The sequence below is a fragment of the Actinomycetospora sp. CA-053990 genome (genome assembly GCF_050948445.1).
Lineage (GTDB): Bacteria > Actinomycetota > Actinomycetes > Mycobacteriales > Pseudonocardiaceae > Actinomycetospora > Actinomycetospora callitridis.
Map to the genome: position 1 here is coordinate 4284044 of NZ_CP192043.1, position 13011 is coordinate 4297054.

Below are 13011 nucleotides of genomic sequence, written 5' to 3' on the forward strand. Positions count from 1 at the left end.
CTCACACCGCCGAGCGGTGCACCCCGAGCAGGTGGCGGTACGTCGCGGCGCTGGCGGCGATCATGGCGCGCTCGTCGTCGGTGACCTCGCGGCGGACCTTGCCCGGCACGCCGGTGACGAGGGAGCCCGGCGGGATCACGACGCCCTGGGACACCACCGCGCCGGCCGCGACGATCGAGCCGCGGCCGATGGTCGCGCCGTTGAGGATCACCGCGCCCATCCCGATCAGGCAGTCGTCCTCCACCGTGCAGCCGTGCACGACGGCGCGATGCCCGACCGTCACGTTGTCGCCGATGGTCGCCGGGAACCCCGGGTCGGCGTGCACCACCGTGCCGTCCTGGACGCTCGTGCCGGCCCCCACGGTCACCGACTCCATGTCGGCGCGGACGACGGTCGTGTACCAGACGCCCGTCTCCGGCCCGAGGCGCACGCGGCCCGCGACGACCGCGCCGGGCGCGACCCACGCGGCCTCGTCGATCTCGGGGGTGTGGCCGTCGACGGTGATCAGCTGCACGCGCGGCAGCCTAGCGTCAGGACGCCGCCGCGCAGCCGGCCGTGACCTCGCCGACCGCCTCGTCGAAGCAGGTGTCGAACGGGACGCCGTCACCGTCGACCCACCGCTCGATCGCGGCGCACAGGATCGCGACCCCGACGCCGGCGAGCAGCGTCGCGGTGGGCCCGGCGACGCCGCGCCCCCGCAGTCCCTCGGCCACCGCGTCGGTGATCGCGGCCTGCTTGGTGCGCTCGCGCTCCTGCAGCTCGGGGCTGGCCGCGATCACCCGGCGACGTTCCCGGGTGCGGGTGGCGTGCTCGACGATCACGGCGCCGACGGACCGGAGCGCCGCCAGCACGACCTCGAAGGGCGCGGGTCCCTCGTCGACCTCGCGGACCGCCCTGGTCACGACGCCGGGTAGCTGCGCGGCGCCGCCGAAGAGCACCTCGCGCTTGTCGGTGAAGTACCGGAAGAACGTGCGCCGGGTCAGGCCGGCGCGCTCGGTGATCTCCGCGACGGTGACGTCGTCGAACCCGCGCTCGAGGTAGAGGTCCAGGGCGGCGCGGCAGAGCCGATCCTCGGCTCCCGGCTCCCATCGCGCCACGCCTCGAGCCTAACCGTGATGGCACACCGTGTCATCGAGTGCTAGCGTCTGGCGGCGATGACACACCGTGCCATCGCCGACGAGGAGGTCGCGGCATGGCGTCGGACGAGATCTGGATCCTGGGGGCGACCGGCCGGTCCGGACGCGCGGTGGCGCGGCGGCTGGCGGAGGCGGGGATGAGACCCGTCCTCGTGGGGCGGGACGCGGAGCGACTGACGGCGCTCGGCACCGGGGGCCGGACGGTCGTCGCCCCGACGGTCGCCGCCATGGCCGACGAGGTCCGCCGCCAGCAGCCCGGCGTCGTGCTCAACACGGTCGGCCCGTTCACCGCGACGGCAGGGATCGTCGCCGACGCCGGCCTGCCCGGGAGCCACTACCTCGACCTGGCCAACGACGTGGTTTCGGCGTCGCAGCTGCTCGGACGGCACGACGCCGCGGTCGCCGCGGGCCGCACGCTCGTCACCGGGGCCGGGTTCGGCGTGGTCGCGACGCAGAGCGTCGTGGCGATGCTGGTCCGGGACCACGCGACGCCGGTCCGCGTCCGGGTGGACGGGGTCCCGTCCGTGGCCACCGAGGAGGGGCCGATCGGCGACGCCCTGGCCGCCACCCTCGTCGACGGTCTGCCCGCCGGCGGCCTGCGTTTCACCGGCGGACGCCTCGCGCGGGACCGGGTCGGCGGCGACCGGCGGTCGCTCACGCTCCCCGACGGCACGACGGTGATCACCGCGTCCGTCCCGCTCGGCGAGCTCGTGGCGGCGTGGCGGGTCAGCGACGCCCCGGACGTCGTCGCCGCCTCCAGCGGCGTCCCGAGCGGGATCGCGGCCCGCGCGGTCCTGCCCGTCGCCGGCACGCTGCTCGCGGCGCGTCCGCTGCGCGACCTCGTCCGGCGCCGCGTCGCCCGCGCCTCGATGCCCGCCCGTCCGCGCCCGCGCGAGCACTCCTACGCCCACGCCGAGGTCGAGTGGGCGGACGGCACGCGGCGGGAGGGCTGGCTGCGGATGGGCGACGCCTCGGACTTCACGACGGCCGTCGCCGTCGAGGTGACCCTCCGGCTCCTGCGCGGCGAGGCCCCGCCCGGCGCCTACACGCCGGCGGAGGCGTTCGGGCCCGAGCTCGCCGTCGCCGCGGGCGGGGAGTTCCTGCTCGACTGATCCCGCAGGCGGGCCCACCACCGCTCGGCGCCCGCGTCGGTGAGCACCGCGACCTGGTCGACGACGGCCCGCAGCCGGCCGGCGTCGTCCTCGGCGCCCTCCCAGGCGGGCACGAACGCGGGGTCGAGGGAGTGCGGGGCGCCCGCGACCAGCCGTTCGACCAGCTCGGTGACGACGTCGCGCTGCCGCGCCTGCACGGCGAGCCGGGCGGGGTCGCGCATGACCCAGCGCAGCGCCGCCGCCTTGAGCACCGCCACCTCCGCACCCAGCGGGGCCGGGACGACGAGGTCGGCGTCGTACCCGGCGGGCACCACGTCGTCGCCGAGCTGGGTGCGGGTGGCCTCGACGGTGCCGGTGACGAACCGTCCGACGAGCTCGCTGGTCAGCCGCTTGAGCGCCGCGGTGGCCGCGAGCGAGCCGTCGTGCGCGCCGTGCGCCGCGGCGGCCCGCACCGACGGGAGCTCGTCGAGGGTGCCTGCGGCGTCCTCGAGGTCCCGGGGTGACGCGCTCGAGAAGGCCTCCGCGGCGAGGGCCGCGAGCTCGGCGCGCTCGGCGGGGCGCGCGAGCCAGCCGAGGACGATGCGGCCGGCGAGGATGCCGTCCTCGAGGTCGTGCACGGAGTAGGCGACGTCGTCGGCCCAGTCCATGATCTGCGCCTCGAGACACCGGCGGTCCGCCGGCGCCCCCTCGCGCACCCAGGTGAACACCGGCAGGTCGTCGGCGTAGACGCCGAACTTGCGGATGCCGGGCCGCCGGGGCCACGGGTACTTGAGGCAGGCGTCGAGGACGCCGCGGGTGAGGTTCAGCCCGCGACAGCGCTCGTCGTCGAGCATCTTGGGCTCGAGCCGCGTGAGGATGCGCAGCGTCTGCGCGTTGCCCTCGAAGCCGCCGGCGTCGGCGGTGATCGTGTGCAGGGCCCGCTCGCCGTTGTGGCCGAACGGGGGGTGGCCGATGTCGTGGGCGAGCCCCGCGGTGTCGACGACGTCGGGGTCGGCCCCCAGGTCCTCGGCCATGCCCCGCCCGATCTGGGCGACCTCGAGCGAGTGCGTCAGCCGGGTGCGGGGCACGCCGGTGACCTCGGCGTCCTCGTCGGGGCCGACGACCTGCGTCTTGCCGGCGAGGCGGCGCAGGGCCGCCGAGTGCAGGACTCGTCCCCGGTCGCGGGCGAAGGGCGAGCGCCGGTCGCGGCCCGGCTTGGGCGCCTCGTCGAACAGGCGCGCGGCGCGGTGCCCGAGGGTGCTCATCCCAGCCCGGGATCGGAGAAGTCCGACGAACCGTGGGTGAGGTGGTAGTAGATCAACGCGCCGGTCTCGCGGACGATGTAGCGGAGCTGGGTCTCGCGGGTCTGCACCACCGGGCCGCGCTTGGTCGGCGAGGTCGTGGCCTCCAGCCCGACGTCGTCGGCCATGGTGCGCGAGCGCAGCGAGTGCCACGGGTCGCTGACCAGCACCGCGGAGCGCCAGCCCCGTTCCTCGGCGACGGCGGCGACCGCCTCGAAGCTGCCGTAGGTGTCGCTGCCCTCGTCGACGGGCAGCAGCGCCTGACCCGGCACGCCGTTCTCGACGAGCCACTGCTCACCGGCCTGGGCCTCGGTGAACGCGTCGCCGGCGGCGGCCCCGCCCACGGTGACGATGCGCGGCGCGACACCCTGCTCGTAGAGCTCCAGCGCGTGCTGGAGCCGGGCCCGGAACACGGGCGAGGGCTCGCCGTCGTACTGCGCGGCCCCGAGGACGACGATCATGTCGACCGGCTCGCGCTCGTCGACCCGGCCCAGCTGCCACACCCGGAACGCCGTGCCGCCGACGAGCAGCAGCGCGACGACCAGGGCGCCGAGGACGATCCGGGGCGCCCAGGCGACGGCCTTGATCGCGGACCCGGACCCGGACGGTGCGGGAGCGGAACGGGGACCCGGCATGCGGCTCACGCGCCGATCGGCCCCGCCGCCACGCCGAGCGCCGAGGGGTCGCGCCCGCTGCGGGCGGCGAGCACCTCGCCGACGATCGAGACCGCCGTCTCCGCCGGCGTGCGCGCGCCGAGGTCGAGACCGACGGGGCCGTGGATGCGGGCGAGCCGGTCCTCCGTGACGCCGGCGGCGAGCAGGCGCTCGCGGCGCGCGGCCTGGGTGCGTCGCGAGCCGAGCGCGCCGAGGAACCCGCGCCCCGTCCCGGCTCCGTGGCCGAGGCCGGTGCGCAGGACGGCGTCGAACGCGGGGTCGTGGTCGAGCAGCACCAGCACGTCGGCGTCGGTGAACGCGGCGACCGCGGCGTCGGCCTCGGCGACGGTGTCGGCGCGGCCCGCGACCCAGCCGAGCAGTCCGGCCTGCGCGATCAGCGCGTCGGCGATCGCCCCGGGGCCGACGATCACCATCGTCGGCACCGGCACCCAGAGGTCGACGAGCACGTCGGCGCCCGCCTCGAGTGTCACGCGCTCGGTGACGGTGGCGCCGCGCCGCAGCAGCTGGCGCACGCGGGACGCCGCCTCCGCGTCGACCGTGGCGAAGCCCAGCGAGCCCTCGACGTCGTCGAGGTCGCCGCCGGTGATCGCCAGCGACGCCGAGCCGTCGGCGCGCGTCACGAGCGCCGCGGGCACCCCGGCCGCGAAGGCCTGCGCGAGCGCGCGGGCCGGCGCGGCGTCCAGGGGTGGCCGAGCAGCGTCGCGCCGCCCGCACAGGCGAGGCCGGCGGCCACGGCGTCGTCCTCGGCGACGTGCGCCTCGATCACCGACGGGGCCCGCCGGGCGTCACGGGCGAGGGCCGCGGCACGGTCGTCGAGCGCACCGCGCAGCAGCACCCCGCCGAGCGTCCCGTCGGCGCCCGCGACCAGGAGCTGGCCGGGTTCGACGGTGCCGAACCCGTGCCGGTCGAGCACGCGCACCACGGACCGGGCCTCGTCGCCGCGGGCGAGGACGTCGGCTACCTCGGTCAGGTCGCTCACGCCTCCCAGGGTAGGCGAGCGCGGCTCAGCAGCCGATCAGGCGGGCGGCGAGGTAGGACTCGAGCTGGTCGAGGGCCACGCGCTCCTGGGTCATGGCGTCGCGGTGGCGCACGGTGGCGGCCTGGTCCTGCAGCGAGTCGAAGTCGACGGTGACGCAGAACGGGGTGCCGATCTCGTCCTGGCGCCGGTAGCGACGGCCGATGGCGCCGGCGTCGTCGAACTCGACGTTCCAGTGCTTGCGCAGGGTGGTCGCGAGGTCGCGGGCGACGGGCGAGAGGTCGGCGTTGCGGCTCAGCGGCAGCACCGCGGCCTTGACCGGGGCGAGGCGCGGGTCGAGGCGCAGCACCGTGCGCTTGTCGACGCCGCCCTTGGCGTTCGGTGCCTCGTCCTCGGTGTAGGCCTCGAGCAGGAACGCCATCATCGGCCGCCCGACACCGGCCGCCGGCTCGATGACGTAGGGCTTGTAGCGCGAGTCGGTGGCCTGGTCGTAGTAGCTCAGATCGACGCCGCTGTGGTTCGAGTGGGTCGTCAGGTCGAAGTCGGTGCGGTTGGCGACGCCCTCGAGCTCGCCCCACTCCTGGCCGGCGTTGAACTGGAACTTGTACTCCACGTCCACCGTGCGCTTGGAGTAGTGCGAGAGCTTCTCCTTGGGGTGCTCGTAGTGCCGCAGGTTCTCCGGCGCGATGCCCAGGTCGGTGTACCAGCGGGTGCGCTCGTCGATCCAGTACTGGTGCCACTGCTCGTCGGAGCCGGGCTCGACGAAGAACTCCATCTCCATCTGCTCGAACTCGCGCGTGCGGAAGATGAAGTTGCCGGGCGTGATCTCGTTGCGGAAGCTCTTGCCGATCTGGCCGATGCCGAACGGCGGCTTCTTGCGCGCCGCGGACATGACGTTGGCGAAGTTGACGAAGATGCCCTGGGCGGTCTCGGGCCGCAGGTAGTGCAGCCCCTCCTCGGACTCCACCGGGCCCAGGTAGGTCTTGAGCATCATGTTGAACTCGCGCGGCGCGGTGTACTGGCCGCGCACGCCGCAGTTCGGACACGGCACCGTCGAGAGCTCGTAGCCGACCTTGCCCTCGGCGTCGACGGTCTCCAGCGACGGGCCGCCGGTGCGCTCGCTGAAGTCCTCGGCGAGCTGGTCGGCGCGGAAGCGGCGGTGGCAGTTGGTGCACTCGACCAGCGGGTCGGTGAACACGTCGACGTGGCCGGACGCGACCCACACCTGGCGCGGGAGGATCACGCTGGAGTCCAGGCCGACGACGTCCTCGCGGCCGGTGACCATCGTCTTCCACCACTGGCGCTTGATGTTGTCCTTGAGCTCCACGCCGAGCGGGCCGTAGTCCCAGGCCGAGCGCGTTCCGCCGTAGATCTCCCCGGACGGGAAGACGAAACCGCGGCGCTTGCAGAGGTTGACCACGGTCTCGATGCGGGCGCTGCCGGTGGGGGTGGGCACGGTGGTACTCCGGGATCGCTGGGTGAAGGGATCGCTGGGTGAAGCGGGTGCACCCAGCGTAGCGAGCGCCCCGCCCTGCTCCGTGCCGCGGCTCGTGAGCGGCGTCAGCGGTCGGTGAGCAGGCTCGGGTGCTCGGTGACGCCGTCGGCGTCGGCGACGAGGGCGCGCTCGTGGGCGGCGGGCGCGTCGGTCAGCGCCTCGGAGAGCAGCGGCACCACGTGCTCACGCACGTCGAACGGCTGCAGCGCGCGCCGGTAGGCGGTGACCGTCGTGAAGCGGGCGACGAGCACCCAGTGCCCCGGCTCCTCGATCGCCCGCCCGAGGTCGACGCCCTCGCACCCCGGCTGCGCGGCGAGCAGGGCGACGGCGCGCCGGGCGCGGGCGAGGAACGCCTCGCGCTCCGCCTCCGCGGGCACGAAGCGACAGACCAGCAGCATCGCGGACCCTCCTCGCTCCCACCACGTTCCCCACGGCATCGACAACGGGTGCCATTATCGGGAGTGACACGCCGACGAGCAGTATCGGGAGGCAGCCGTGAGTGGTCGGGGACCGGGGCGCGCCCGGACGCCGTTCGCCCGCCGCCGGGGGCCGATGGTCCCCGGCGAGGGGCCGCTGGCGCGCGTGCCCCCGGTGCTCGTGTTCGTGGCCGTGGTCGCGGTGTTCACCGCGGCCGTGATCCTCGGCGGCGTCGTCGGGGCGCTCCTGCTCGGGCTGCTCGCGCTCGGGGTGGCCGGGCTGCTGGCCGCGACGTGGCCGCGCCTGACCCCGGGCGCGCGGGCCGTTCGCGTGCTGGTGCTCGTGGTGCTCGTGGCCATCGCCGTGGGCCTGGTGTTCCGGTGACCGCCGCCGGCCCGGCCGCGGTGGGACTGCACGACGACCACGTCGTGGAGCCGCCGGCCGAGGCACCCGAACCCCCGCGCTCCGACGCGCTCGTCGCCGCGGGCGACCTCCTGCGCGCCCTGGCCGCCCCGGTGCGCATCGCGATCGTGCTGCAGCTGCGCACCTCGCCGCGCTGCGTCCACGAGCTGGTCGACGCCCTCGCCGTCACCCAGCCGCTGATCAGCCAGCACCTGCGGGTGCTCAAGGCCGCCGGAGTGGTGCGCGGCGACCGCCGGGGGCGCGAGGTGGTCTACCGCCTCGTCGACGACCACCTCGCCCACATCGTCGTCGACGCCGTCGAGCACGTGGAGGAGGAGTCGTGACGACCTCCAGCCCGCGCACCCCCTCGGTGCCCGGCCTGCGGGCCACCCGCCAGCGAGCGGCCGTCGCGGGGCTCCTCGACGAGCTCGCCGACTTCCGCTCCGCTCAGGAGATCCACGAGGAGCTGCGCCGGCGCGGCGAGGGCATCGGGCTCACCACGGTGTACCGCACGCTGCAGGCCCTCGCGGACGCCGACGAGATCGACGTCCTGCGCACCGGCACCGGCGAGGCGTCCTACCGGCGCTGCTCCGAGCACCACCACCACCACCTGGTGTGCCGCGTCTGCGGCAAGACCGTCGAGGTCGAGGGCCCGGCCGTCGAGCACTGGGCCGACCGCGTCGCCACCCTGCACGGCTTCGCCGAGATCTCCCACACCGTGGAGATCCTCGGCGTCTGCGCGGCCTGCCGCGCCGCCGGCTGACCCCACTCGCGACCGGAGCCGGGCCCCCGCGAGGGGACCCGGCTCCGTCTGCCGTCGTGCGTGCCTACTCCCGGTCGGCGCTGGGCCGGCCCGCGGCCTCGGCCCGGGAACCCGGCCCGGTGTCGACGATCTCGGTGCCGCTCGGGTCGTCGTCCTTGGGCACGGAGCGGGCCCTGGCCCGCGCCTCCTCCGGATCCGAGGGCACGGCCGGGGTCTCCCCCGTCGAGAACGGGTCCTGCACGCCGTACACCTCGGCGTACGTCGGCCCGGTGCTCTCGCCGGTGGCCCGCTGCCGGGCCCTCGTCGTCGGGAAGGCCTGCACGTGCAGGTAGAAGTCCTCGCCGTGCTTGTCGGTGCCGTGGTCGATCGCCTGCTCCATGACCTCGAGGCCCTTGCGCTCGCGCAGGATCACGGGGTCGTGGTTGAGGTCGCGCATGAAGGCGATGCAGAGGAACACCATGATCACGACGAACGGGGCCGCGACCAGGATGGTGAGGCTCTGCAGGCCCGACAGGGCGTCCTCGCCGCCGACCAGCAGCATGATGATCGCGACGGCGCCCATCACGGAGCCCCAGAAGATCACGACCCACTTGGACGGCTCGTCCGTCCCGCGCTGCGAGAGCGTGCCGGTGACGATCGACGCGGCGTCCGCGCCGGACACGAAGAAGATCGCCACGAGGATCATGACGAGCAGCCCGGTGAAGGTCGCCCACGGATACGCCTGGAGCACCGCGAACAGCTGGGTCTCGGTGTCCGCCGCCGCGGGGTCGAGGCCCGCCTGCTGCTGGGTGATCGCCGTGCCGCCGAAGATCGAGAACCAGACGAGGCTCACGAGGCTCGGCACGAGGATGACGCCGCCGACGAACTGGCGGATCGTGCGGCCCCGGCTGATCTTGGCCAGGAACATGCCGACGAAGGGCGTCCAGGAGATCCACCAGGCCCAGTAGAAGACCGTCCAGCTGCTCAGCCAGTCGAGCATCGCGGCGCCACCGGTGGCCTCCGTACGCCCGACCATCTCCGCGAAGTCGCCGAAGTAGGCGCCGACGGCGGTGGGCAGGAGGTCGAGGATGATCACCGTCGGGCCGACGACGAACACGAACAGCGCCAGGATGCCGGCGAGCACCATGTTGATGTTCGACAGCCACTGGATGCCCTTGGCGACGCCGGACACCGCCGACAGCACGAAGGCCGCGGTGAGCACGATGATGAGCGGGACCAGGACCTCGTTGCCGGCGCCGGGCAGGAAGCCCGTCGCGTCGAGGCCGCCGCCGATCTGCAGCGCGCCGAGGCCGAGGGACGCGGCCGAGCCGAAGATCGTCGCGAAGATCGCGATGATGTCGATGATCCGGCCGATGACCCCGTTGGCCGCCTTCTCACCGATGAGCGGGATGAAGGCGGAGCTGATGAGCTGGCGACGGCCCTTGCGGAACGTCGAGTACGCGATCGCGAGGCCGACCACGGCGTAGATCGCCCACGGGTGCAGCGTCCAGTGGAACAGCGACGTCGCCATCGCGGTGTTCAGCGCACCGACCTGGTCGCCCGGCACGACCGAGCCGGGCGGGGGCTCCGTGAAGAACGACAGCGGCTCGGCGACGCCGTAGAACATCAGCCCGATGCCCATGCCGGCGCTGAACATCATCGCGATCCACGAGACGGTCTTGAACTCGGGCTGCTCGTCGTCGCGCCCCAGCCGGATGCGCCCGAAGCGGCTGAACGCCAGCCACAGCGCGAAGACCACGAAGCCGGTGGCCGCGAGGATGAAGCCCCAGCCACCGCCGCGGATGACGGCGCTGAGCATCGCGCTCGAGGCCGCGCTCAGGCTCTCGGTGCCGATGACCCCCCAGGCGACGAAGATGACCGCGAGCCCCGCACCGACGCCGAAGACGACCCAGTCGGTGCCGTGCTTGCGGTCGGCGGCGGATTCGGCCGGGACGTCTCCGGGGTCGGCCCCGGGATCACCGGTCGGGGGCCCCGGCGGTGATGAGAGATCCTGTGTCATCGCGAGTCGCGCCTCCTCGTCGGGCTCACCGACGAGAGACGCCCCTCCTCTCCGGCTGGACGGCAGGTGCGGAGTCTACGTGTCGTTCCGACGGGTTCGTCCCGCTTTCGGCCGTTCACCGACCCCGCGCGTCGTTTCGGGTCAGTATTCGTACACCGGATCGGGTGTCGCAATAGGCCACCACCCGGTGACCGACAGTGTCGGCGCGTTCGGCGGATCAGCCCTCGGCCACCAGGTCGTCCCGCACCCGCTCCGCCGTGGACACGACGAGCATGAGCAGCGTCCCGAGCGGGCCCGCCGCGAGGCCCTCCGCGGGGAACGCGTAGCGCAGGGTCACGTCCCACCCGCGGTCGGTCGCGACGGCGCCGAGGGTCCCGAACAGGCCCTGGCCCGCGCGTTCGGCGACCCGGCGCGGGGTGTCGGCGTCCTCGAGGTCCCAGGCGACGACGCAGGTCAGGCTCAGGACGGCGAGGCCCTCGACGAGCTCGACCCCCTGCACCGCGCACGGCACCGCGCCGGACCGGAACGACAGGGCGCCGTCGTCGTCGACGTGCACCTCGACGAACTGCTCGAGCGACTCCCGCGCGGTGATGAGCAGGCCGGCGGTGGTCGCCGCCTCGCGGCTCACGACGTCCCGTTCGTGTCGGTGCGGTCGAGGGCGCCGCCGTAGCGGCGGTCACGGCCCGCGTAGATCTCGCACGCCTCCCACAGGTGGCGGCGGTCGAAGTCGGGGAAGAGCGTGTCGAGGAAGACCATCTCGGCGTACGCCGACTGCCAGAGCAGGAAGTTCGAGGTCCGCTGCTCGCCCGAGCTGCGCAGGAACAGGTCGACGTCGGGCATGTCCGGCTCGTCGAGGTGCCGGGCGAGCGCCTTCTCGTCGATCTTCTCGGGATCGATCTCCCCGCGGGCGGCCCGGCGGGCGAGCTCCTTCGCGGCACCGACGATCTCCTGGCGCCCGCCGTAGTTGACACACATCGTCAGCGTGACGACGTCGTTGTCGCGGGTCAGCTCCTCGGCGATCTCGAGCTCCTTGACGACGCTGCGCCACAGCCGCGGCCGCTGGCCCGACCAGCGCACCCGCACCCCCATCGCGTGCATCTCGTCGCGCCGGCGGCGGATCACGTCGCGGTTGAAACCCAGCAGGAAGCGCACCTCGTCCGGGCTGCGCCGCCAGTTCTCGGTGCTGAACGCGTAGGCGGAGATCCACTTGACGCCGATGTCGATGCAGCCGCGCACGACGTCGAGCAGCTGCGCCTCGCCGTGCCGGTGGCCCTCGATCCGCGGCAGGCCCCGCTGGTTGGCCCACCGGCCGTTGCCGTCCATGACGAGCGCGACGTGGTTCGGCACCAGCTCGGCCGGGATGTCGGGCGCGGTGGCGCCGCTCGGGTGCGGCGTCGGCGCCATCACCGTCGGGTCGTCGCGTCCGCGCAGCGCGCGGCCGGTCGAGCGTCCGCGCTCGGGGCGCAGGCGGGGGCTCACAGGGTCACTCCCGGTTCGTCTCGGAGGGCGGGCTCGTCGTCGTCGTGCGCACCCTCCACCGTCGCCGGGATGCCCCCGGCCAGGTCGACGCGGGGGATGCCGCCGCGCCGGTCGACGAGCGGGAGGGAGCGCAGGGTCCGCTCGAGGTGCCACTGCAGGTGCGCGGCGACGAGACCCGCGGAGTCGCGCCGGGCGGCGGGATCGGTGCCCTCCGCGGTGCCCCAGTCGCCGTCGCGCAGCGCCTCGAGCAGCCGCCACGTCTCCTCGGACGGGACGACGGCGCCGGACGGGCGGCAGCCCTCGCACACCGCGCCGCCTGCGGGCACCGAGAAGCGCCGGTGGTAGGGCTCGCCCTCGATCCCGCAGCGGGCGCACTCGGTGATCGCTGGCGCCCAGCCGGCGATGACCATCGCGCGCAGGAGGAAGGCGTCGAGCACGAGGTAGGGGTCGCGGACGCCGCCGGCCAGCCCGCGCAGACCGCCGACGAGCAGCAGGAACAGCTCGCGGGCGGGCTCGCCCTCCTCGGAGGCGAGCCGGTCGGCGGTCTCGAGCAGCGCGCACCCCGCCGTGTAGCGCGGGTAGTCGCCGGTGAGCCCGCCGCCGAAGGCGTCGAGGGTCTGCACCTGGGTGACGATGTCGAGGCTGCGGCCGGTGTGCAGCTGGAGGTCCACGTGACCGAACGGCTCGAGCCGGGCGCCGAACCGTGAGCTGGTGCGGCGCACGCCCTTCGCGACCGCGCGGACCTTGCCGTGACGCTGGGTCAGGAGCGTGACGATCCGGTCGGCCTCGCCGAGCTTCTGCAGCCGCAGCACCACGCCGGTGTCGCGATAGAAGCCCACGCGGTCATCGTCGCACGGGGTGGTTCGCGATCACGTCCTGTAGGAGGCTCCGGGGATGAGCGGAACGATCGCGCGGCAGGTCGTCGAGGCCCTGGCCGATCCCTCCTCGACGCCGCCGGAGGGCCTGTTCGCCCCCGGCGCGGTCACCTGGCACTCGTTCGACGAGGTCGAGGCCCCGACGGTGCCGGACACGTTCGCGTCGCTGGTCGCGATCCGGGCGGTGGTCCCGGACTTCACCATGACCGAGCTGCGCACCGGCGACGGCTACGCGCAGTACGTCGTCACGGGGACGCTGCCCGACGGGTCGACGCTGCGGGCCCCGGCGGCACTGGTCGTCCACGTCGACGGGGGCATGGTCACGCGGATCGAGGAGTACGTCGACACCGGCCAGCTGGCGCCGCTGTTCGCGCTCCTGGGCTGATCGGATCGCGAGCGACGA

17 protein-coding genes are annotated in these 13011 nt (G+C 74.2%); 5 read left to right on the forward strand and 12 right to left on the reverse strand.

Features of this window, described 5'->3' with window-relative positions:
* Position 1 precedes the first annotated feature (1 nt).
* Together ACQPYN_RS22020 and ACQPYN_RS22025 are read right to left on the reverse strand one after the other, a co-directional pair.
* On the reverse strand, positions 2 to 514 hold the full coding sequence (locus tag ACQPYN_RS22020; RefSeq protein ID WP_433027666.1) for a gamma carbonic anhydrase family protein: 513 nt from the start codon (positions 512 to 514) through the stop codon (positions 2 to 4).
* Positions 515 to 530: 16 nt separating this feature from the next.
* Entirely contained in the window at positions 531 to 1097 is a 567-nt protein-coding gene (locus ACQPYN_RS22025; RefSeq protein ID WP_433027668.1) for a TetR family transcriptional regulator, read from the reverse strand.
* A 95-nt stretch (positions 1098 to 1192) separates the two neighbouring features.
* Between ACQPYN_RS22025 and ACQPYN_RS22030 the strand changes: the two genes are divergently transcribed.
* Entirely contained in the window at positions 1193 to 2248 is a 1056-nt protein-coding gene (locus ACQPYN_RS22030; RefSeq protein ID WP_433027671.1) for a hypothetical protein, read from the forward strand.
* Here ACQPYN_RS22030 and ACQPYN_RS22035 read toward each other — a convergent pair.
* The 6 genes from ACQPYN_RS22035 to ACQPYN_RS22060 all read right to left on the reverse strand — a co-directional run bounded on the left by ACQPYN_RS22035 (position 2179) and on the right by ACQPYN_RS22060 (position 7071).
* On the reverse strand, positions 2179 to 3492 hold the full coding sequence (locus ACQPYN_RS22035; RefSeq protein ID WP_433027673.1) for a deoxyguanosinetriphosphate triphosphohydrolase: 1314 nt from the start codon (positions 3490 to 3492) through the stop codon (positions 2179 to 2181). The genes ACQPYN_RS22030 and ACQPYN_RS22035 overlap by 70 nt on opposite strands.
* Positions 3489 to 4163 carry a YdcF family protein gene (locus ACQPYN_RS22040; RefSeq protein WP_433038985.1) on the reverse strand — a complete coding sequence of 225 codons (675 nt, stop codon included), beginning with the start codon at positions 4161 to 4163 and terminating at the stop codon, positions 3489 to 3491. The genes ACQPYN_RS22035 and ACQPYN_RS22040 overlap by 4 nt, the downstream gene beginning before the upstream one ends.
* Before the next feature lie 5 nt (positions 4164 to 4168).
* The gene (locus ACQPYN_RS22045; protein ID WP_433027676.1) at positions 4169 to 4822 is read right to left on the reverse strand and encodes an XdhC family protein; all 654 of its coding nucleotides are present in this window, start codon (positions 4820 to 4822) and stop codon (positions 4169 to 4171) included.
* Positions 4819 to 5181, reverse strand: coding sequence for a hypothetical protein (locus tag ACQPYN_RS22050; protein ID WP_433027679.1), 363 nt, complete (start codon positions 5179 to 5181; stop codon positions 4819 to 4821). The genes ACQPYN_RS22045 and ACQPYN_RS22050 overlap by 4 nt, the downstream gene beginning before the upstream one ends.
* 25 nt (positions 5182 to 5206) lie before the next feature.
* A complete protein-coding gene (locus ACQPYN_RS22055) occupies positions 5207 to 6634 on the reverse strand; it encodes a glycine--tRNA ligase (RefSeq protein WP_433027681.1) in 1428 nt (475 codons plus the stop codon).
* A gap of 104 nt (positions 6635 to 6738) precedes the next feature.
* Positions 6739 to 7071: an antibiotic biosynthesis monooxygenase gene (locus ACQPYN_RS22060; RefSeq protein WP_433027684.1), complete on the reverse strand. Its 333-nt coding sequence runs from the start codon at positions 7069 to 7071 to the stop codon at positions 6739 to 6741.
* 97 nt (positions 7072 to 7168) lie between these two features.
* On the opposite strand from ACQPYN_RS22060, the gene ACQPYN_RS22065 reads away from it, so the two are divergent.
* From ACQPYN_RS22065 to ACQPYN_RS22075, 3 genes are read left to right on the forward strand one after another with little or no spacing between them, the layout of a single operon-like run.
* Entirely contained in the window at positions 7169 to 7474 is a 306-nt protein-coding gene (locus ACQPYN_RS22065; protein WP_433027687.1) for a DUF6703 family protein, read from the forward strand.
* A 44-nt stretch (positions 7475 to 7518) separates the two neighbouring features.
* Positions 7519 to 7836 carry an ArsR/SmtB family transcription factor gene (locus tag ACQPYN_RS22070; RefSeq protein WP_433038987.1) on the forward strand — a complete coding sequence of 106 codons (318 nt, stop codon included), beginning with the start codon at positions 7519 to 7521 and terminating at the stop codon, positions 7834 to 7836.
* On the forward strand, positions 7833 to 8255 hold the full coding sequence (locus tag ACQPYN_RS22075; RefSeq protein WP_433027690.1) for a Fur family transcriptional regulator: 423 nt from the start codon (positions 7833 to 7835) through the stop codon (positions 8253 to 8255). The genes ACQPYN_RS22070 and ACQPYN_RS22075 overlap by 4 nt, the downstream gene beginning before the upstream one ends.
* 64 nt (positions 8256 to 8319) lie before the next feature.
* Here ACQPYN_RS22075 and ACQPYN_RS22080 read toward each other — a convergent pair whose 3' ends face one another.
* The 4 genes from ACQPYN_RS22080 to recO form a co-directional block, all read right to left on the reverse strand.
* Positions 8320 to 10254: a BCCT family transporter gene (locus tag ACQPYN_RS22080; protein ID WP_433027693.1), complete on the reverse strand. Its 1935-nt coding sequence runs from the start codon at positions 10252 to 10254 to the stop codon at positions 8320 to 8322.
* 217 nt (positions 10255 to 10471) lie between these two features.
* On the reverse strand, positions 10472 to 10882 hold the full coding sequence (locus ACQPYN_RS22085) for a hypothetical protein (protein WP_433027696.1): 411 nt from the start codon (positions 10880 to 10882) through the stop codon (positions 10472 to 10474).
* The gene (locus ACQPYN_RS22090) at positions 10879 to 11658 is read right to left on the reverse strand and encodes an isoprenyl transferase (RefSeq protein WP_433038989.1); all 780 of its coding nucleotides are present in this window, start codon (positions 11656 to 11658) and stop codon (positions 10879 to 10881) included. The genes ACQPYN_RS22085 and ACQPYN_RS22090 overlap by 4 nt, the downstream gene beginning before the upstream one ends.
* Before the next feature lie 71 nt (positions 11659 to 11729).
* A complete protein-coding gene (gene recO / locus ACQPYN_RS22095; RefSeq protein WP_433027699.1) occupies positions 11730 to 12572 on the reverse strand; it encodes a DNA repair protein RecO in 843 nt (280 codons plus the stop codon).
* A gap of 55 nt (positions 12573 to 12627) precedes the next feature.
* Here recO and ACQPYN_RS22100 point away from each other — a divergent pair, with 55 nt between their 5' ends.
* A complete protein-coding gene (locus ACQPYN_RS22100; protein WP_433027702.1) occupies positions 12628 to 12993 on the forward strand; it encodes a hypothetical protein in 366 nt (121 codons plus the stop codon).
* Positions 12994 to 13011 lie beyond the last annotated feature (18 nt).

Bases quoted from the DNA above. Each gene is read 5' to 3' on its own strand.
- ACQPYN_RS22030 (WP_433027671.1), top strand. From the start codon at position 1,193: ATGGCGTCGGACGAGATCTGGATCCTGGGGGCGACCGGCCGGTCCGGA.
- ACQPYN_RS22035 (WP_433027673.1), bottom strand. From the start codon at position 3,492: ATGAGCACCCTCGGGCACCGCGCCGCGCGCCTGTTCGACGAGGCGCCC.
- ACQPYN_RS22040 (WP_433038985.1), bottom strand. From the start codon at position 4,163: ATGCCGGGTCCCCGTTCCGCTCCCGCACCGTCCGGGTCCGGGTCCGCG.
- ACQPYN_RS22060 (WP_433027684.1), bottom strand. From the start codon at position 7,071: ATGCTGCTGGTCTGTCGCTTCGTGCCCGCGGAGGCGGAGCGCGAGGCG.
- ACQPYN_RS22080 (WP_433027693.1), bottom strand. From the start codon at position 10,254: ATGACACAGGATCTCTCATCACCGCCGGGGCCCCCGACCGGTGATCCC.
- ACQPYN_RS22090 (WP_433038989.1), bottom strand. From the start codon at position 11,658: ATGGCGCCGACGCCGCACCCGAGCGGCGCCACCGCGCCCGACATCCCG.
- ACQPYN_RS22100 (WP_433027702.1), top strand. From the start codon at position 12,628: ATGAGCGGAACGATCGCGCGGCAGGTCGTCGAGGCCCTGGCCGATCCC.